Raw genomic sequence first — 18,145 nt, forward strand, 5'->3', positions numbered from 1 at the left:
CACTCGGCGTCCGGCTGGGAGAATGGCCCGCTGTGAGTACTACGACTGCACCGACCGTCCGCCACAGCCGATCCGGGCTGGCCGGGCAACTGTCCGAGCTGGGCGTGGAGCGGAGCGGCGTCCTCCTGGTGCATGCGTCGATGCGTGCGGTGGGGTCGGTGAGCGGCGGTGTCCGGACGGTGGTCGCCGCGTTACGGGACGCTCTCGGCGGGCACGGCACACTCGTCGTCCCGGCCTTCACCCCGGAGAACTCCGACACCTCCCGGCACTACCTCGACCGGGTGCGCGGTCTCAGCGACCGGGCCCGGGAGGCCGTACGTGCGAGCATGCCGCCCTTCGACCCGGCGACATCAGCCGCACCGTCGATGGGCCGCCTCGCGGAGGCCGTGCGGCTCACCGAGGGGGCGGTGCGCAGCGACCACCCCCAGACGTCCTTCGCCGCGCTCGGCCCCTCGGCCCGGAAGCTGATGGCGCACCACCGCCCCGACTGCCATCTCGGCGAGGACTCCCCGCTGGCCCGCCTCTACGATCTGCGGGCCCACGTGCTCATGCTGGGCACCGGGTTCGACACCTGCACCGCGTTCCATCTCGGCGAGTACCGGGTACCGGCCCCGCCCCGCCGCACCTATCGCTGCGTGGTGACGGCCGGGGGCCGGCGCCGATGGTGGGAGTACGAGGACGTCGCGCTGGACGACAGCGACTTCGCGGCCCTGGGAGCGGACTTCGCCCGCTCGGGCAACGGCGCGACTGTGCGCATCGGCCCGGTGGGGTCATCGACAAGTCGGCTCTTCCGCTTCACCGACGCTGTCGACTTCGCGTCCCGCCGACTGCCGCTGCATCGGGGCGGAGTGCCTGTTCAGGCCCAACTCGATGGGTGCGCAGCTGCGGGGCCGACCGACTTCGGCGGCGAGCTGCTCACGCCGCGTACACCAGCCCTCACCGTCAGCGACACTCGGTCCGATGGGCGCATCTCTCCACTCGGGTAACCGGGTGTCGCCGTGCCGGTGAGCGGCGGGAGCGTCACCGGCGGAGCGGCCTGGGCTGCTGCAGTTCGCAGGGGTCGGCGTCGCCGTGGTGGGCATCGCGAGCGGCTGAGGATCCGACGCGCCCCCGCCCCTCAGTCGCCGGACGGGCTCGGGGTCTCGCCCGGTTCCGCCAGGGCCAGCAGTTGCTCGGGCGTGACACCCGACGGGATCGGCACCGGAGCAGGGGTACGCAGCGGCGGCTGCCAGCCCTTCTCCGGATCCCAACTGCGTACGACACGGGCGGGAGCGCCGGCCACCACCGCATGGTCGGGCACCTCCCCCCGTACCACCGCGCCCGCGGCGACCACCACGTTCCGCCCGAGCGTGGCCCCGGGCAGGATCACCGCTCCGGTGCCGATCCAGCACCCCGGACCGATGGCGACCGGCTCCATTCGGGGCCACTGTCTGCCGACCGGCTCGTGCGGATCGTCGTAACTGTGGTTCGTGGACGTGATGTAGACATACGGTCCGCAGTACGTGTCCGAGCCGATGGTGACCTTGGTATCGGCAACGACATGGCTGCCGCGGCCGAGCACCACTCCGTCCCCCAGCGTCAGGATCGGCTCGGGGCCGAGGTCCAGATCGGGCATGAGTCCGGCGGTCAGCGTGACCTGTTCACCGATCACACAGTGGGCGCCCAGCTCGATCCATGGCTCGCCGAAGACCGTGCCCTGCGGAAAGGCCAGCCGGGTGCCTTCGCCGATCCGGCCGAACCGCAGTCGGCCGGGGTGCTCCGCGGTGACCGCACCCGACTCCTGCACCCAGCGCCAGCCGCGGTGGACGGCCCGGGACAGGGCGCGTCGCCGCCAGGCAGCGAGGGAAGAGAACGCGTTCCTGTTCTTGGGCACTCGCACACGGTAGTCGGCGGCGCCCGGCGTGATCACTGCGGAGACCTGTGATGTTCACCCCACTCGGCGGCGCTCCACCGCGCGTCGCATAGCGTTCCTCTGACGCGATCGAACAGCGGCGACCGAGCTGCTGCGACCGGACGACCGCGACCGCACAACACCTGGGCACGGAGGAACGGGCGATGGCAGAGCAGGCGTTGATCACGGGCATGGGCGGCAAGGAGCCGGACATCGATGCGGAGGCCTTCACCGCACCGACATCGGTCGTGATCGGTGAGATTTCGATGGCCGCGGGTTCCAGCGTCTGGTACCACGCCGTTCTGCGTGCCGACTGCGGTCCCATCGTCATAGGCAGCGACAGCAATATTCAGGACAACTGCAGCGTTCATGTCGATCCCGGGTTCCCCGTCACGGTCGGCGAGCGCGTCTCGGTCGGGCACAACGCCGTACTCCACGGCTGCACCATCGAGGACGACGTGCTGGTCGGCATGGGGTCCACCGTCCTCAACGGCGCTCGCATCGGCGCCGGTTCACTGATCGCGGCACAGGCGCTGGTCCCGCAGGGCATGCAGGTGCCCCCGGGTTCGCTCGTCGCGGGCGTACCCGCCAAGGTCAAGCGGCAGTTGACCGAGGAGGAGCTGGAAGGGATCAAGTTCAACGCGGTGGGTTATGTGGAACTGGCCAAAGCCCACCGCCAGGCACACGAGAGTTGAGCGGAACGCAACGGAACCAAGGGGCAGGGCGGACGGACGAAGGAAGCGTTCGACGTCTCCGCGGGCCGGCACCGCCCCCCGGCCCAGCCGGTCCCCGGCCGGTCGGTCGCGGCGGTACGGCCGTTCAGTCCGCCACCGGTACGGTCCCCGCTTCGGGCGTGGAGACGACCGGCCCCTGCGCCACCGCCCTCTTGGCCCGCTTCTTCAGCACCAGCATCGAGGTCACGCCGATCAACACCGCAACCACCAGGCCGAGGTAGGAGAACCGCTTGAGCCAGGCCTCGGCGACGACCCCCATCGAGTAGACGACGGCCGTGGTGCCACCGGCCCAGACGATGCCGCCGAGCAGGTTGGCGATCAGGAATTTCCAGTAAGGCATGTGAAGCACGCCGGCCAGCGGCCCCGCAAAAATCCGGAGCAACGCGATGAAACGGCCGAAGAAGACCGCCCACATGCCCCACTTGTGGAACGACCGCTCCGCCATCGCGATCTGGCTCACGCCGAAGTGTTTGGGAAACTTACCGCCGAGCCAGGCGAGCAGCGGCCGTCCGCCCTTGCGGCCGATGGCGTATCCGATCGAGTCTCCGATGACCGCGCCGGCCGAGGCGCAGGCTCCGAGGATCCAGGGGTTGATTCCGTCGTGCCCGACCGCCAGTAGCGCCGCGCTGACCAGGACGATCTCTCCCGGCAGCGGAATTCCGATGCTCTCCACCCCGATCACAACGCCCACCAGGACGTAAACGCTGACCGCGGGGACGGTCTCCAGCCATTCCTGGATGTGCAACGCCGGTTCCTCCCGTACTGATGTCCCGTTGCCCGCCAGTCAACTCCTCGGCGCACGGCGGAAATGCTACCTGTCCCGCCATCTGCCCGAACAGCCCGAAAAGCCGCCGCGCCCCCTCATCGAGGTGCGCGGCGGCCTTCAGGGAGCCGTCCCGGATCAGGCGTTAGGACGCAGTGTCCAGACGACCGTCATCTCACCGGTCACCGCACCGTCTGCGCGCTGGATCTCGATGACCACGGGGAACTCGGGCCGCTTGCCCTCGTCGAGTTCGGCGACGACATCGGCCACCGGGCGGCCGAGGGTCGCCGTCGCGGTGACGACACCCATGGCCAGCTTCTTGTATCCGATCTCCGCCTTCACCGCGAGCGGCACGGCACGCGACAACTGGTCACCGAAGGCCGCTATGACGATCGCACCGCTCGCTGATTCCGCGAGCGTGAACATCGCACCGGCGTGGGGTCCGCCGATGTGGTTGTGGTAGTCGGCATGGTCCGGCAGACGGACCACCGCACGCTCGGTGGTCGTTTCCAGAAACTCGAGATTGAGGGTGCGGGCCATCGGGACCGTCGCGGCGAGCATCTCGCCGACGGTCATCTGTTCAGCGCTCATGACCGGATGTTACTCGCGAGTAGTACTATTTGGCCATCCCCGGAGCCGCCGTACCCCGTCCACGAGCGCATCCTTCGCCCTCCGCCCACGGGGGCGGGCGTAAGAATCCGGCCGCCACCCCTCTATCGTTACTCGCCATGTGGCCAGGACAGCAGCCGCCTGGGGGCGAGCAAAACCCGCAGGACCAGAATCAGAACCCGTATCAGCAACCGGGGTACCAGCAGCCGAATCCCTATCAGCAGCCGGGATATCAGCAGCAGGGCCAGCAGCCCGGCTACCCGCAGCCGAACCCGTACCAGCAGCCGACCATGCCGCAGGCGGTCCCCGGTCCGCCCGGCAGCCCTCAGCCCGACGGCGGGAAGAAGAAGACCGCCGCCGTCGCGATCGTCGCGGCCACCGCCGTCGTCGTGGCTGCCGCGGTCACCGGTGTCGTCGTACTGAACAAGGACGGCAGCAACGGCAAGGACGTCGCCGACGACAAGAACTCGTCGGCGCCCGCCGAGCCGTCCGATTCCACGTCCTCGCCCGAGGCGAACCCGCGCGGCACCGACGGGGACGCCAAGCCCCTGATCCCGGGCTGGAAGGTCGTCACCAACCCCAGATGGGGCACGCAGTTCGACGTGCCCGGCGACTGGGCAGTCGGCCCTCCCGGCTCGTACTCGTACATCGAGGACGAGAAGAAGGGTGACGGCTCACCCCTCATCCTTTTCTCCGCACCGTCTCACTACCAGAGCAAGTGGTGCGTGGACGATTCCGACAAGGACGGCACCAAGGAGAAGAGCCTGGCCTCTGCCGGCACCAGGGGCGCCCAGGGCGCCACCGATGCCGGCAAGAACGCCAGGAGCGAGGCCGGCACGTGGGCGTGGGCCGCCTATGCGCAGCACATGCCGCAGAGCACCATCAAGATCAGCGAACCCAAGCAGTACACCACCAAGTCGGGTCTGACCGGCCAGGTCGTCACGGCCACCGCTCCCAATGTCACAAAGCGGAAGAAGTGTGACAGCGACGGCAAGGCGATCGCCTTCACCTTCAAGAACAAGAAGGGCGACTTCGCGTCCTGGGTCCTGTACGGAGCCGATTCCGTCAAGGACGAACTCCCGGACGCGACGATCCAGAGGATCCTCAGCACCGTGCGACTGGTGGACACCGCTCCGTCCTCCTGACCGTCTTCACCGCTGTCGGGAAAGGACTTGGCAGGGTGGGTCGCGGCGGCGACAGTCCCTTGGTGACTGACGCTTCTGCCCCCACACGCCGCATGACCGCCCCGGCCGCAATTGCCGTCTGCTGACCGCCGCAGCGATCATCACGGGCCTTGGCACCCATGGCGCGCTGATCGCGGCGGCGTTCGCGGTTCTGGAGTCGGGCGGTGACGGCGGCGACGTCGGTCTGGCACCACCGAGGTGGTGACGGCCAAGGCGCAGGGGCCAACCTCAGCCGATGCTGAAGGCTCCGTCGGGCGGCTCGGGTGAAGCGACCGCCTCGCCGTCCCTGACGGGCCGGGCGGCTTTGACGAGCCGGTCCAGCGCGGGCCCGTGCTCGACCCTGGCGGGGAAGGCGTCGGCGGCGCAGCGGCGGGTCAGCGTCGCCGTGTCGATGGTGCTTCGGGACGCGACGAGGACGAGGTTGCCGAAGCGCCGCCCGCGCAGCACCGCCGGTTCGGCGATCAGTGCGAGCTCCTCGAAGACGGCCGCGAAGGTGGCCAGTTGGGAGCGGAGGAAGCCGAAAGGTGCGCCGTCCGCGAGGTTGGCGGCGTAGATTCCGCTGTCGCCCAGCGCCCGGCGGGCAGCCTGTGCGTATTCGACGGTGGTGAGGTGGGCGGGCACCCGTGAGCCGCCGAAGACATCCGCGATCAGGACGTCGACGGAGCCGGGCGGGGTCCGTTCCAGCCGGCTGCGTGCGTCCGCGCCGTGCACGGTGATCCCGCTGCTGTCGGGGACCGGCAAATGCTCGGCGACCATAGCGACGAGCCCGAGGTCGACCTCGGCGACGTCCTGGCGGGAGCCCGGCCTGGTCGCGGCGACATAGCGGGGCAGGGTGAGCGCACCGCCACCGAGATGGAGTATGTCCAGCGGTGCGCCTGGTGCCGCGGCGCAGTCCACGACGTGGGCCAGCCGTCGCGCGTACTCGAATTCGAGATGGTCCGGCGCGTCGAGGTCGACGTACGACTGGGGAGCGCCGTCAACGGTGAGGAGCCAGGCCCTGTCCCGGTCCACGTCGGGGAGGAGTCTGGCGGTGCCCTGGTCCACGTCCCGGATGACAGGTATTGACTCGTTCACTCCCCCATTGTGGGGTGCCGGATCAGCTGCTCACGACCGCGGCGACGGCTTCGGTGTGCGCCGCCGACTGAGGGAGCCCGGCACGGGCCGCCGCGGCCCGGCGGCTGGGGTCGAGGGAGTTGCGGCCGAACGACTTCATCGGCGCCGCGTCCGGGGTGATGACCTCCACGCGGGCTCCCTTCGCAGCGAGTTCGGCTACTTGCGTGAGCACGAGTGCTGTGCCTGTCATACCGTCAGTCCTGCTCATGGCACCGGGCCCGCCTCCCATGGGGTACGGGAAGCGGGCCCCTGGTGCGGCACGGCTCAGCGCCTGTCGGGCGACCTCTGATCGAAGGTCACCCGACAAGCTCTCAGAGCAGTCCGGTGACGGTGCCCGCGCCGACGGTGCGGCCGCCCTCACGGATCGCGAAGCCGAGTCCGGTCTCCAGCGGGACGTCACGGCCCAGTTCAACGGTCAGGTCGACCGTGTCTCCGGGGCGCGCCACCGCCACCGTCCCGAGGTCGATGTCGCCCACGACGTCCGCGGTGCGGATGTAGAACTGCGGCCGGTAGCCGGTGACCACCGGGGTGGTCCGGCCGCCCTCCCGCGCCGACAGGACATACACCTGCGCGGTGAAACGGCGGCTCGGCGTCACGCTGCCGGGCGCCGCGACCACATGGCCCCGGCGGACCCGGTCGCGCTCCACCCCGCGCAGCAGCAGGGCCACATTGTCGCCGGCCTCCGCGGACTCCATCGGCTTCCCGAAGGTCTCCAGACCGGTGACGACCGTCTCGATGTCGGGGCCCAGCACCGACACCCGGTCACCGACGCGCACAGTGCCGCGCTCGACGGCTCCGGTGACGACGGTGCCCCGGCCGGTGATGGTCAGGACGTTCTCCACCGACAGCAGGAACGGCGCGTCGGTGTAGCGGACCGGCATCGGCACATACGTGTCGACTGCATCCAGCAGCGCCTCGACGGCCGCGGTCCACCGCGGGTCGCCCTCGAGGGCCTTCAGGCCCGACACCCGTACGACGGGGACGGAGTCACCGCCGTAGCCGTGCGCGGAGAGCAGCTCGCGGACCTCCAGCTCGACCAGGTCGGTCAGCTCGGGGTCGCCCGCGTCCGCCTTGTTGAGGGCGACGACGATGTGGTCGACACCCACCTGGCGGGCGAGCAGGACGTGCTCGGCGGTCTGCGGCATGATCCCGTCGAGCGCGGAGACGACGAGGATCGCCCCGTCGAGCTGGGCCGCGCCGGTGACCATGTTCTTGATGTAGTCGGCGTGTCCTGGCATGTCGACATGCGCGTAGTGACGGGTGTCGGTCTCGTACTCGACGTGCGCGATGTTGATGGTGATGCCGCGCTGCGTCTCCTCCGGCGCCCGGTCGATCCGGTCGAACGGGACGTACGTGCCGGTTCCGCGGTCGCTGAGGACCTTGGTGATGGCGGTCGTCAGGGTGGTCTTGCCGTGGTCGACGTGGCCCATCGTGCCGATGTTGAGGTGCGGCTTGGTGCGCACATATGCCGTCTTGGGCATGGCTCATTCCTTGGAATTCGAAGCTGAGAGAGAAGACCCCAGGGTGCCGCCGACCCTCCCCTTACGGGGTCCGCCGGACTGTCGGGGGAGGGTCAGCTTCGGGCGCCGCCGATGGGCGCTGCGGCAGCGGTGACCGCTGCCGCAGCGACAAGTGCCGCTGCGGTGACGGGGTTCACGGCAGCCTTCGGCACGTCCGCGACTGCGGACCGCACTGCGAGGAAGGCGTACCGGAACATGGGTCCGATCATGGCCGACGGGTGTGGCCACGTCGAATGGTTTTCCTGCGGACACAGCAGGCCGACACGGGGATTCGGGTTCTGCCCCGCCGTCCGAGATGCTGGCTCTGCCGGACGTCGGGAGCGCGCGGGAGCGTTTTCGGCCGCCTGGCTCGTGCCGTGCGCATGACGGCCATCGCGCACGGGCGTCGGTTAGTCTCCCCGCATGCTCGACCCCGCCCCCGCCGCCCGTACGGCCGGCGGCCTCGCCATGCGCTGCACGAGGGCGTTGCTCTCGCCCTGGTCCCGGTTCTCGTTGCTCGTGGCGGTGCTGCTGGCCGCTTCGTCGGCGACGCTGTTACTCGAACCCCAACGGTTGCTCGCCACCGGCTGGCCCACCCGGCTGAGCGGTGGCGCCGCCGCGGTCGTGCTGTTCGGTGTCGCGTACGGCGTGTGCACTGTGGCCTTCGTGCCGCGGCCACTGCTCAATCTCGCCGCCGGTGCGCTGTTCGGTTCGCAAGCGGGGCTGGCCGCTGCGCTGGCGGGTACGGTGCTAGGCGCAGGCATCTCGTTCGGGCTGGGCAGGATGCTCGGGCAGGACGCACTCCGTACGCTGCTGCGCGGGCGCTGGCTCAAGGCGGCGGACAGTCAGCTGAGCCGGCACGGCTTCCGCTCGATGCTGGCGCTGCGGCTGTTCCCCGGTGTGCCGTTCGCGGCGGCCAACTACTGCGCGGCCGTCTCGCGCATGGGGTATCCGCCGTTCCTGGTGGCCACCGGGCTCGGCTCGGTCCCGAACACCGCCGCGTATGTCGTCGCGGGCAGCGAGGCCTCTTCACCGACGTCGCCCGCGTTCCTGGCCGCGATGGGCTTCATCGTGCTGACGGGGCTCGGCGCGGCCGTCGTTGCCTGGCGCAGGCGCCACCGCCTCACCGCCGAGTGATCCGGTACACGTGGGAGCAGACACCGGGGCGGCGGGCGGGCGCGGGATACGCGTAATGCTGTTCATCTGAGGGCGGTACCCTGCCCGCGACCGACCGAAGATCTCCGGGCCCGGCACGGCCCTGCCCTTATCTGACCGCAAATGCGCACGTTGCCGACAGCCCTCGCTGCCGTCGGTCGATGCACGATCACATCCGGGATGGCCAAAGCCCCATGAGCTGGTTCGAATCGTTCGTCCTGGGCCTCGTTCAGGGACTGACCGAGTTCCTGCCGATCTCCTCCAGCGCACATCTGCGGCTCACCGCAGCGTTCGCCGGCTGGCAGGACCCGGGTGCGGCGTTCACCGCCATCACCCAGATCGGCACGGAGGCGGCAGTCCTCATCTACTTCCGCAAGGACATCGTCCGGATCGTCTCGGCCTGGTTCCGCTCGCTGACCAACCGCTCGATGCGCAGCGACCACGACGCCCAGATGGGCTGGCTGGTCATCGTCGGCTCCATCCCCATCGGCGTGCTCGGCGTGACGTTCAAGGACCAGATCGAGGGACCCTTCCGCGATCTGCGGCTGATCGCAACCACCCTGATCGTCATGGGCATCATCCTCGGCATCGCCGACCGTCTCGCCGCCCGCGACGAGGCAGGCGGCAGGCACAGGGCCGCCAAGGAGCGCAAGACGCTCAAGGAACTCGGCGTCAAGGACGGCCTGATCTTCGGCTTCTGCCAGGCGATGGCCCTGATCCCGGGTGTCTCCCGCTCCGGCGCCACCATCAGCGGCGGTCTGCTGATGGGATACACGCGCGAGGCGGCGGCCCGATACTCCTTCCTGCTCGCGATCCCGGCGGTGCTTGCCTCGGGTGTCTTCGAACTGAAGGACGCGGGTGAGGGACATGTGTCGTGGGGTCCGACGATCTTCGCAACGTTCATCGCCTTCGGCGTGGGCTATGCCGTTATCGCCTGGTTCATGAGGTTCATCACCACCAAGAGCTTCATGCCGTTCGTGGTCTACCGGATCATCCTCGGCATCCTGCTGTTCGTGCTGGTCGGAGCCGGTGTGCTGAGCCCGCACGCGGGCGAATCCGGCGGCTGAACCCGGGCCACACATGTAGCGCTATCTAGCATTTCCTAGCGCCTGACTGCATCACCACGCCATGATCATCTCCCACTTGTCTCCCACTCATCTCCCACCGGGGAGGCGGGATACGCCCTCTTAGGGCGTGTGTGTCCGCAAAGCAAGGGATGACACGGAAGGGCCCGCACGGCTTGGCAACGCTGACTCTGTCGGGGATCTTGGTGCCGTCTGCTCAGTCTCTGGCGGACCGCCAAGACCTCGGCCGGGGGATCCCGTGCTGGTCCAGGAAGTTCTGGAAGGCGGTCGGCGGCCGGGACGAAGGTGCTTCTCCGGTCGGCGGCCGTCGGCTGAGGTGCTCGATGTTCGCGGCTATGGCTGTGAACACGTGCTGGAGGTGGGCCTTCTGCTGTCCCCGGTAGACTTCCCCCAGGTCATCCCGTGCAGGGCACGGTGATCGCATCAAGCTTTGCCACAGCCGGTGGTAGCGGCAACTACCGTTCGACCACCCGTTCCAGCACTGTCGCGGGAGGCAGGTCCAGCAGGAGGACGAGGTCGCGCTCGGGCAGCATCGCGTACAGGCGGCGCAGGCGCGGCAGGTTCGCGGTGCCCGACACCGCCGCCAGGGCCAGGTGCGTGTAGTAGTAGCGGTCGAGGATCACGACGTGACCGGGCCTGTCGAGGACGTCCGCGACGTCGAGCATGTCCCGCCACTTGAGCACCGAGGCGAGGAACTGCGCCTCGTCCCGGCCGATCATCGCGAACCGGTCCGCGTGTCCCCGCTCGTGGGCGATCGCGTCGAGGGTGTCGCGGACCGGGGCGAGGTTCTTGTTGGGGAACCACTCCGCCGAACGCCCCGTGGCCCGTACGGCGTCGCGCAGGCGGAGGCCCAGCGTGCTCTTCATGCCGGAGGCCGGAAGCAAGGGGCGCACCGCCATCGACGGACTGCTCGGGAAGCGGGGAGAACCGGAGGCCGTTCGAAACTCCCCAGATTCTCCCCAGGGCCGTTGACGGGCGATCGACGCCGACGCTCCTCCTCCTCAGTCGGCCGTGGATTGCAAGGCTGTAGAGATGAGTGACCTGGGAAAGTACTTACAGAGGTGACAGCGACCCGCTACGTCACGCCCCTACGCAAGGGCGGCTCGCTCCCCGGGATCGTCGAGGCCGACGATCTCGGCACGTATGTCATGAAGTTGCCTACCTGGTGGCGCTGACCTGCATTGATGCGGCTGTGCCCGCCCCTGACCTGCGCGGATAAGTCTTTCAGCGTCTTTCGGGATCGTGCTGCGTTACGCGGCCGATTCTCCCCACGCGCTCCCCAGGCCCGTCGATACTCCCCAGATTCTCCCCAGGAAGTGACGTTGCGGCGGGCCTGGGTGGCACAGGAGGTCATGCCACCGGAGGTGCTGCCAAGGACACGTTGAGTAACTGCCTGCGAGGCAGGGGAGAAGCATGGCTCTGAGTGGATGAGCGCAAGGCGTGAGTCTGACTCTGCATGAGCAGGCTCAAGTTCGAACCCGCCGCCGGAAGCCGACGTCTTTCCGATGACGCACCATGTGGAGTGCGTGGCGATTCTGGAGCCGGTGAAGAAGGACGCGTGACGTCGGGCTTCTTCTGACGGGAACGGCGACGCTCGCCTGACAACAGTATTGACTGGTCGTCAGGTGAGTCGTCGGGGCGTGACCAGGGTGGGGGCGCGCCGGCGGTGGTGGTCGCCGCTGGCGGGCGCGCCCCTCCTGGAGCAGCCCGCCATCGACCTGGGTCGACGGCGGGCCACCGCAAGCGCTTCGTCGACCTCGAATTCGTCCGACGCACCCCAGATCAGCCAAGTTGCCGTCAGGCCGGCCCCGGTCGGCGTGTCACCAGCGCACAGGCAGTTCCCGCCTCCCGCGGATCAGCATCCCCGGGAGCCACTCGCCCGGCTCTCCGTTTTCCGCCAGGTCCGGGCAGCGCTCCAGCAGTGTGCGCAGCGCCACCTCGCCCTCGAGGCGGGCGAGCGGGGCGCCCAGGCAGAAGTGGATGCCGTGTCCGAAGGAGACATTGCTCCGGGCGTCGCTGCGCCGCACGTCGAAGTGTTCCGGGTCGGGGAAGTGCTCCGGGTCGTGGTCCGCGGCGGCCATGGCGATCAGCACGATGGCACCGCGCGGCACCCGTACGCCGCCGATCTCGGTCTCCTCAAGGGCAATGCGCGGCGTGGTGGTCGCGACCGGCCCGTCGTAGCGCAGCGTCTCCTCCACCAGACCCGCCGCCAGCCCCGCCGGATCGGCCCGTACGGCCGCCAGCTGCTCGGGGTGCGCGAAGAGCGCGCGCACCGCGTTGCCGAGCAGGTTGACCGTCGTCTCGTGCCCGGCGACAAGCAGCAGGAAGGCCAGCGAGACCAGCTCGTCCTCGGTGAGCCGGTCGCCGCCCTCGTCGACCGTGTGGACGAGGGCGCTGAGGAGGTCCTCCCCGGGGTTCTCGCGCTTGTCGGCGATGAGCCCGGCGAGGTACGGCATGATCTGCTCGTACGCCTCCTTCTCCGCCTCGGGGCTGGTGGGCGCGAGGGTCTCGTTGGACCAGGCGTGGAAGGCGGCGCGGTCCAGGCCGGGGACGCCGAGCAGTTCGGAGATGACGATCATGGGGAGCGGGGAGGCGAACGCCTCGATGAGGTCGGCGCTGCGCGCTCCGTCCGCCGTCATCCCGTCCAGCAGCTCGTCGGTGATCTCCTGGACGCGCTTCCGCATCCCCTCGACCCGCCGGGCCGTGAACTCCTGCGCCACCAGCTTCCGCAGCCGGGTGTGGTGAGGCGGGTCGCTCATCAGCATGTTGGCATTGCCGAGCATGTTCAGGGCGTACGGCGGGGTCCAGCCGGGCTGCCGGTACTCGCGATGCCAGTCCCGGCTGAGTTGCGGGGAGACGAAGGCCTCGCGCGCGGCCTCGTACCCGACCACGAGCCACACCACCCCCCGGTCGGGCCCCAGGACCTGGTGCACCGGACCGCGCTCGCGCAGCCGACGGAAGGCGGTGTACGGGTCGGCGACGAAGTCGGGGCTGAGCGAGGCGAGTACCTCGATGCCTTCGGGGCTGACGGGACAGCCGGTTCTGTCGGATATCGCGGGATCGGCGGCGGATTTCTCGGTCTTGGTCACGACGGAATTCCTTTCCCTCAGGCCCGGGTTAACCGGCCCCCGCCGACCACTCCGAGCACGGCCGGTCACTCTAATCCCGGCCCAACACCCGCACAACCGGCCACTCTCCTGGCCGGTCGTCCGCGCTGTCCGCAGGGGGACAAGCAACCGTTTTGCGCCTGGCCGGATTCAAGCGTCGATTGTTTCCCCATGCACCCTTTTCAGTGGCCACCATCTCGGTTCCATCGCCGTCGGGGAGCCCGAGGTGATGAACTCTGGCTGATTTCAGGCCAGTTGAAATCAGTCACACCCTCCGCTCTGAGCGAACGCCTCTCAACTCCCCCTGGATGGCGGCGGAGTGCGTGTTAGCTTCGATAAGCGCGAGGGGGCGAGCGGGTTGCTGCTTCCGTCTCCCATTGGGCGGACAGCAGCCGAGTGGACTCAGCCCAGGCCCTTTAGCGGACACGCAACGACAGAGGAGTGGAATCGCATGAGCTCTCGGCAGTTTCCTCTCGAAGCAGGCCAGATGATGCCCTATGCCCGCGGCGGTGCCGGTGATGGGGTCAGCGTGGATGCGGTGTACAACCGTCTTCTCGAGGACCGCATCATCTTCCTCGGCAAGGAAGTCGACGACGACATCGCCAACCGCATCACCGCGCAGATGCTGATGCTCGCCACGGATCCGATCCGTGACATCTACTTGTACATCCACTCACCGGGCGGCTCGGTCACCGCCGGCATGGCGGTCTACGACACCATGCAGTACATCAAGAACGACGTCGTGACCATCGCGATGGGATTCTGTGCTTCCATGGGCCAGTTCCTTCTCACCGCCGGCGCGAAGGGAAAGCGGTTCGCACTGCCGCACACCAAGATCCTCATGCACCAGCCCTCGGCCGGTTTCGCCGGCTCGGCCTCGGACATCAAGATCTACGTGGACCAGCTGGTCCGCACCAAGCGGGAAATGGCTGAGCTCATCGCGCAGCACTCCGGCCAGGACGCCGAGACGATCACCCGTGACTCCGACCGGGACCGCTGGTTCACCGCCCAGGAGGCCAAGGAATACGGCCTGATTGACGAGGTCATGACGGTGGATCACCCGGGCCTCGGCGCTGTCGGCTAGTCCTCCGCCCTACGGACCAGCACATCCATCCACCTCGGGAGGACCACACCCAGTGAGCATTTCTCCGCCCACATCAGCCTCGCCGCCGTTCGGGTCCGGTCACTTACGTCCGGAAAGCCGTTACGTCGTACCGCGTTTCGTGGAACGTACGTCGCAGGGCACCAGGGAATACGATCCCTACGCGAAACTCTTCGAGGAGCGCGTCATCTTCCTCGGCACCGCGGTCGACGACGTCGTGGCGAACGACATCATGGCCCAGCTCCTGTGCCTCGAGTCGCAGGACCCCGAACGGGACATCTCCCTCTACATCAATTCGCCCGGCGGTGACCTCACTCCACTCACTGCCGTCTACGACACCATGCAATTCGTGCGGCCCGATATCCAGACGGTATGTCTCGGGCAGGCCAGTTCGGTGGCGGCCGTGATCCTGGCGGCGGGTACCCCGGGGAAGCGTCTGGCTCTGCCGAGCGCTCGGATCCTCCTCCAGCAGCCGCACAGCGACGGCACCCAGGGCCAGGTGTCCGACCTGGAGATCCAGGGCCGTGAGGTCCAGCGCCAGCGGGAGCTGATCGAACAACTCCTCGCCAAGCACACCGGCCGTGACGTCGCACAGATCAACAAGGACGTCGACCGGGCCCAAGTCCTCACCGCCGATCAGGCGCTGGAGTTCGGACTTGTCGACCAGGTGGTCACTCCTCGCTCCATCGCGGGTGTGCGTTGACGCAGCAGGTCGCGGCGGCCTGAGCGAGTTCTTTCCCCTCCTCCTCGCTTCCTCTGTGTACGAGTGAAGCGGCGCATGCCGGGCCCGTCCCTGGATGGCCGTCGTCGGTGATCGTCACGATCTTGCCGACGACGGCCATCGTGCTGGACGCGCCTCTCCGATGTCCCGCAGTCGTCGAGGCTGTCGGCGGAGGACGCGGCACGTCGTGATGTCGACCGTTGCCGAGGCCGACAGCCGCCCTTAGGCCATGCTGGTGATCTGCCGGAACCAAGATCGGCGACCCGTCGGCCATCGTCGCACGTCAGCGAGGTAACGGGTGGTCCGGTCGGCTCTGTCGTTCCGATCGTCCTGGCCCGGAGGTCGCTACAGTGCGATCCCATGACCACGGTTACCACACGCTCGGTCGCCTACCCGGCCGACAGTCTGACGATGGTCGGGCACCTGGCGCTCCCGGCCGGCACGGACCGGCGGCCCGCAGTCCTGATCGGGCCCGAGGGGACCGGACTGAACGACTTCCAGCGCAGCAGGGCCGACGCCCTCGCCGAAATGGGGTACGTGGCGTTCGCCTTCGACATCCACGGCGGACGGTGGTTCACCGACCCCGAGGAGATGATGGCCCGAGTCATGCCCCTGCTCGCAGATCCCGACCGGATGCGGGAGATCGGTCACGCGGCGCTCGACGTGTTGCGTGCCGAACCGCGGGCCGATCCCGACCGGATCGCCGTCATCGGCTACGGCACCGGGGGCGCCATCGGGCTGGAGCTCGGGCGCGACGGTGTCGACCTGCGTGCGATCGGGACCGTCAACGGCCTGACCACGGGCCGACCGGGTGAGGCAGCGCGCATCCGCTGTCCTGTGTGGGCAGGGGTCGGATCGGAGGATCCGATCATGCCGCCCGCGCAGCGGGACGCTTTCGCCGCCGAAATACTGGCCGCGGGAGTCGACTGGCGTCTCGTGGTCTACGGCGGTGCCTTGCACGCCTTCCACCACCCCCCGGTGAACCAGCGCGTGCGCCCCGGAGTGGGCCACCACCCTGTGCACGCGCGACGTGCCTGGAGTGATGTCGTCGGTCTGCTCGACGAGTGTCTGCCCGTAATGAAGTGATCCTTCCAGGAGTGCCGGTCGGGGGCTGCGAACCAGCCGGCGTCCTGTTCCGCGGCCGGGTCGACGAGGGCGACGCTGTCGGGCCCTGACGGAGCTCGCGGTGCGCGGCCGACGGTAGGACGTGGACGAGCTGCCGCGACCAGGCGCACCACGCCCATGTGCCGTACTCTGCCGGGGCCTGCTCCCCCGGGGTGGTCAGCGGCCGCGGAGGCCACTCGCCGGCCTCCGGACGCCAGTCGGGGCGCCCAGCGGAGAGGACCTCTTCCGCCGGCTCGTCGGCACACCTGTTGTCGGCTCCCGCGCCTGGATGCGGCGGCGGGCGGCATCAAGAAATACAGGACATCCCCTCTTCGGCCATATACTTTTTAGTCTTCTTCAACCTTCGTGCGTCTCGCGCGCGTATTCCGAGCGGCTCCTCGAAGGTAATCGACGAATGGGGCCCCGCGATTCCGGCGATCTGTCCGGCTTGGGAAAGATGGGCCAGCTCCCTGTCGCTCTCTCCAAGGGGCGATTTTCAGTCCCTTGATCGCTGAGGCTGAGGCCAGGATTGGGGCTCCTTCGGCCAAAAATGAAGGCATGTAGAAGCTGAAACGATCGATTCACGCCAGCAACGGGCGGGTCAGGGACGTGAACGGTCTTGTGTGGCTCTCGGGTTTGGTGTTGCCTCGTAGTGCATCGCGGCCTGAACGGATTCGCCATTCGGACAGGACGCGTCAACGGGGAGGAACTTTTCGACGATGCAGGTGAAGGTGACGATCTAGCCCTGCCTACTTGGTGCCACGCCCCCGGGGCGGGGTGCGGCACGCCGCGGGGATCTCGCTTCCACTGTCTGTCTCAATGCTGCCCATCGGTACCACCGGACGTTGCTTGATTTCGCCACGACACGACACAGCCGAGGGCTGCCCGCCCGAGGCTCGTAGCACCGTGAAGGAGATCATCATGACCCAACCGTCAGCGACCGCCCTGGACGAACTGTGGAAGCTGGTTTACACCAGCTTTCGGTTCCCCTTCCTGCACGCCGCGCTGCGGCTGAAGTTGTTCGCTCTGCTCAAGGAGCGGCCAGGCATCACGCGCGAAGAGATAACCCAGGCACTGGAATTGGAGCAACGTGCGGGTCACGTGCTGCTCCTGGGGTGCAGCACCTTCGAGCTCGTGCGCAAGGAGGACGGCGGATACCACAACACCGCCGCGACCGACATCCTCGCGGGCGATCCGGACGAATTCATGCCGGTCATCATCCGCTACACCCACGAGATGCTGTACCGCCCGATGGCCTGGCTCTACGAGTCGCTGGTGGAGAACAGCAACCTGGGGCTGGACCGTGAGCTGCTCGCCGGCTCGTCGGCGACCACGCTCTACGAGCTGCTCGGCGAGGACAAGAACCTCGAAAAGGTCTTCACCGCCATGATGGAGCATCAGAGCCGCTCGGTGGTCGAAGACTTCGTCAATTCCGTGGACTTCTCCTCTTACCAGCACGTACTGGACGTCGGCGGCGGCACCGGAACGAACGCCATCGCCTTCGCGCGGCGGTGGCCGAACCTCCAGGCGAGCATCCTCGAACTTCCCAACGTGGCGAAGATGGCGGAAGAGCAGATCGCCGAGGCGGGTCTCGCCGACCGCGTGCACGCTGTCGGAGCCGACATCTGGCAGGAGGAGTTCCCCACTTCCCACGACTGCGTCGTATTCTCTCGATTCCTTGAGATCTGGTCGCCGGAGCAGGTCCGCGACCTTTTCGCGAAGACCTACCGGGCGCTGAAGCCGGGAGGACACCTGGTGATCGTCGCGTGTGCCCAGGACGACGACGAGACCGGTCCCGAGCACGCCGCTTTCATGTCGGCGTACGTGCACACGATCGCGTCGCCCGAGGGCCGCATCTACACGCCGCGGGACTTCGAGCAGTGGTACACCGAGGCGGGGTTCGAGCCGATGGACCGGCAGTACCCCGGGCGGTTCGATGTCATCCTGCGCGCCCGTAAGCCCGACGTCGGCTGAGTCGTCCCACAGCTCAGGGCATGTGTCGCCGTGTTCGGTGGGGGCGTGCCGCCAGGCCGTGCGGCCGATTCGTCGCAGGCCTCTGTCCGGCGCCATCCGTGCGC

Annotated in this window: 18 protein-coding genes and 2 pseudogenes; 11 read left to right on the forward strand and 9 right to left on the reverse strand. The window is 68.3% G+C overall.

All coding sequences use genetic code 11. The features are described 5' to 3' along the window. Window positions 1–32 precede the first annotated feature (32 nt). The gene (locus ABT115_RS17615; RefSeq protein ID WP_351790170.1) at window positions 33–986 is read left to right on the forward strand and encodes an AAC(3) family N-acetyltransferase; all 954 of its coding nucleotides are present in this window, start codon (window positions 33–35) and stop codon (window positions 984–986) included. A 131-nt stretch (window positions 987–1,117) separates the two neighbouring features. Here ABT115_RS17615 and ABT115_RS17620 read toward each other — a convergent pair whose 3' ends face one another. Next, entirely contained in the window at window positions 1,118–1,873 is a 756-nt protein-coding gene (locus tag ABT115_RS17620) for an acyltransferase (protein WP_351790173.1), read from the reverse strand. Between the two features lie 182 nt (window positions 1,874–2,055). Between ABT115_RS17620 and ABT115_RS17625 the strand changes: the two genes are divergently transcribed. Next, the gene (locus tag ABT115_RS17625) at window positions 2,056–2,586 is read left to right on the forward strand and encodes a gamma carbonic anhydrase family protein (protein WP_351790176.1); all 531 of its coding nucleotides are present in this window, start codon (window positions 2,056–2,058) and stop codon (window positions 2,584–2,586) included. A 124-nt stretch (window positions 2,587–2,710) separates the two neighbouring features. Here ABT115_RS17625 and ABT115_RS17630 read toward each other — a convergent pair whose 3' ends face one another. Both ABT115_RS17630 and ABT115_RS17635 read right to left on the reverse strand, forming a co-directional pair. After that, window positions 2,711–3,370: a DedA family protein gene (locus ABT115_RS17630; protein WP_351790179.1), complete on the reverse strand. Its 660-nt coding sequence runs from the start codon at window positions 3,368–3,370 to the stop codon at window positions 2,711–2,713. Between the two features lie 156 nt (window positions 3,371–3,526). Further along, window positions 3,527–3,964: a DUF4442 domain-containing protein gene (locus tag ABT115_RS17635; protein ID WP_351790352.1), complete on the reverse strand. Its 438-nt coding sequence runs from the start codon at window positions 3,962–3,964 to the stop codon at window positions 3,527–3,529. A 152-nt stretch (window positions 3,965–4,116) separates the two neighbouring features. Here ABT115_RS17635 and ABT115_RS17640 point away from each other — a divergent pair, with 152 nt between their 5' ends. Both ABT115_RS17640 and ABT115_RS30905 read left to right on the forward strand, forming a co-directional pair. Continuing rightward, window positions 4,117–5,142 (forward strand): DUF8017 domain-containing protein, encoded by a 1,026-nt coding sequence (locus ABT115_RS17640; RefSeq protein ID WP_351790182.1) that lies wholly within the window; start codon window positions 4,117–4,119, stop codon window positions 5,140–5,142. 62 nt (window positions 5,143–5,204) lie between these two features. Next, window positions 5,205–5,368 (forward strand): annotated as a pseudogene (locus tag ABT115_RS30905) (MFS transporter); the annotation flags it as partial. Window positions 5,369–5,409: 41 nt separating this feature from the next. Here ABT115_RS30905 and ABT115_RS17645 read toward each other — a convergent pair. From ABT115_RS17645 to ABT115_RS17660, 4 genes are all read right to left on the reverse strand, one after another. Further along, window positions 5,410–6,255 carry a spermidine synthase gene (locus ABT115_RS17645; protein ID WP_351790185.1) on the reverse strand — a complete coding sequence of 282 codons (846 nt, stop codon included), beginning with the start codon at window positions 6,253–6,255 and terminating at the stop codon, window positions 5,410–5,412. Between the two features lie 22 nt (window positions 6,256–6,277). Further along, a complete protein-coding gene (locus ABT115_RS17650) occupies window positions 6,278–6,484 on the reverse strand; it encodes a hypothetical protein (RefSeq protein ID WP_351790187.1) in 207 nt (68 codons plus the stop codon). Between the two features lie 121 nt (window positions 6,485–6,605). Beyond that, window positions 6,606–7,775: an elongation factor Tu gene (gene tuf / locus ABT115_RS17655; RefSeq protein WP_351790190.1), complete on the reverse strand. Its 1,170-nt coding sequence runs from the start codon at window positions 7,773–7,775 to the stop codon at window positions 6,606–6,608. Between the two features lie 92 nt (window positions 7,776–7,867). Next, on the reverse strand, window positions 7,868–8,023 hold the full coding sequence (locus ABT115_RS17660) for a hypothetical protein (RefSeq protein WP_351790192.1): 156 nt from the start codon (window positions 8,021–8,023) through the stop codon (window positions 7,868–7,870). 193 nt (window positions 8,024–8,216) lie between these two features. On the opposite strand from ABT115_RS17660, the gene ABT115_RS17665 reads away from it, so the two are divergent. Together ABT115_RS17665 and ABT115_RS17670 are read left to right on the forward strand one after the other, a co-directional pair. Next, window positions 8,217–8,930 carry a TVP38/TMEM64 family protein gene (locus ABT115_RS17665; protein ID WP_351790195.1) on the forward strand — a complete coding sequence of 238 codons (714 nt, stop codon included), beginning with the start codon at window positions 8,217–8,219 and terminating at the stop codon, window positions 8,928–8,930. Window positions 8,931–9,142: 212 nt separating this feature from the next. Next, the gene (locus tag ABT115_RS17670; RefSeq protein WP_351790197.1) at window positions 9,143–10,015 is read left to right on the forward strand and encodes an undecaprenyl-diphosphate phosphatase; all 873 of its coding nucleotides are present in this window, start codon (window positions 9,143–9,145) and stop codon (window positions 10,013–10,015) included. A gap of 473 nt (window positions 10,016–10,488) precedes the next feature. On the opposite strand, the gene ABT115_RS17675 is transcribed toward ABT115_RS17670, so the two are convergent. Next, window positions 10,489–10,932: a hypothetical protein gene (locus ABT115_RS17675; protein WP_351790200.1), complete on the reverse strand. Its 444-nt coding sequence runs from the start codon at window positions 10,930–10,932 to the stop codon at window positions 10,489–10,491. Between the two features lie 162 nt (window positions 10,933–11,094). Here ABT115_RS17675 and ABT115_RS30910 point away from each other — a divergent pair. Then, window positions 11,095–11,187 (forward strand): annotated as a pseudogene (locus ABT115_RS30910) (HipA family kinase); the annotation flags it as partial. A 666-nt stretch (window positions 11,188–11,853) separates the two neighbouring features. On the opposite strand, the gene ABT115_RS17680 reads toward ABT115_RS30910, so the two are convergent. Further along, window positions 11,854–13,122, reverse strand: coding sequence for a cytochrome P450 family protein (locus ABT115_RS17680; RefSeq protein WP_351790203.1), 1,269 nt, complete (start codon window positions 13,120–13,122; stop codon window positions 11,854–11,856). A gap of 508 nt (window positions 13,123–13,630) precedes the next feature. Here ABT115_RS17680 and ABT115_RS17685 point away from each other — a divergent pair. From ABT115_RS17685 to ABT115_RS17700, 4 genes are all read left to right on the forward strand, one after another. Continuing rightward, a complete protein-coding gene (locus tag ABT115_RS17685; protein ID WP_351790355.1) occupies window positions 13,631–14,224 on the forward strand; it encodes an ATP-dependent Clp protease proteolytic subunit in 594 nt (197 codons plus the stop codon). 52 nt (window positions 14,225–14,276) lie between these two features. Continuing rightward, window positions 14,277–14,945, forward strand: a complete 669-nt coding sequence (locus tag ABT115_RS17690; RefSeq protein WP_502969112.1) for an ATP-dependent Clp protease proteolytic subunit — start codon at window positions 14,277–14,279, stop codon at window positions 14,943–14,945. 378 nt (window positions 14,946–15,323) lie between these two features. Continuing rightward, window positions 15,324–16,049: a dienelactone hydrolase family protein gene (locus tag ABT115_RS17695; protein ID WP_351790205.1), complete on the forward strand. Its 726-nt coding sequence runs from the start codon at window positions 15,324–15,326 to the stop codon at window positions 16,047–16,049. Between the two features lie 939 nt (window positions 16,050–16,988). Continuing rightward, a complete protein-coding gene (locus ABT115_RS17700; protein WP_351790208.1) occupies window positions 16,989–18,041 on the forward strand; it encodes a methyltransferase in 1,053 nt (350 codons plus the stop codon). Window positions 18,042–18,145: the final 104 nt, after the last annotated feature.

This window comes from Streptomyces sp. NPDC001832, assembly GCF_040297265.1.
Classification (GTDB): Bacteria; Actinomycetota; Actinomycetes; order Streptomycetales; family Streptomycetaceae; genus Streptomyces.

Coding starts and splice junctions, on each gene's coding strand:
- ABT115_RS17675 (WP_351790200.1), bottom strand. CDS start 10,932: ATGGCGGTGCGCCCCTTGCTTCCGGCCTCCGGCATGAAGAGCACGCTG.
- ABT115_RS17695 (WP_351790205.1), top strand. CDS start 15,324: ATGACCACGGTTACCACACGCTCGGTCGCCTACCCGGCCGACAGTCTG.
- ABT115_RS17660 (WP_351790192.1), bottom strand. CDS start 8,023: ATGATCGGACCCATGTTCCGGTACGCCTTCCTCGCAGTGCGGTCCGCA.
- ABT115_RS17625 (WP_351790176.1), top strand. CDS start 2,056: ATGGCAGAGCAGGCGTTGATCACGGGCATGGGCGGCAAGGAGCCGGAC.
- ABT115_RS17640 (WP_351790182.1), top strand. CDS start 4,117: ATGTGGCCAGGACAGCAGCCGCCTGGGGGCGAGCAAAACCCGCAGGAC.
- ABT115_RS17650 (WP_351790187.1), bottom strand. CDS start 6,484: ATGACAGGCACAGCACTCGTGCTCACGCAAGTAGCCGAACTCGCTGCG.
- ABT115_RS17700 (WP_351790208.1), top strand. CDS start 16,989: ATGACCCAACCGTCAGCGACCGCCCTGGACGAACTGTGGAAGCTGGTT.
- tuf (WP_351790190.1), bottom strand. CDS start 7,775: ATGCCCAAGACGGCATATGTGCGCACCAAGCCGCACCTCAACATCGGC.
- ABT115_RS17635 (WP_351790352.1), bottom strand. CDS start 3,964: ATGACCGTCGGCGAGATGCTCGCCGCGACGGTCCCGATGGCCCGCACC.
- ABT115_RS17685 (WP_351790355.1), top strand. CDS start 13,631: ATGCCCTATGCCCGCGGCGGTGCCGGTGATGGGGTCAGCGTGGATGCG.
- ABT115_RS17665 (WP_351790195.1), top strand. CDS start 8,217: ATGCTCGACCCCGCCCCCGCCGCCCGTACGGCCGGCGGCCTCGCCATG.
- ABT115_RS17670 (WP_351790197.1), top strand. CDS start 9,143: ATGAGCTGGTTCGAATCGTTCGTCCTGGGCCTCGTTCAGGGACTGACC.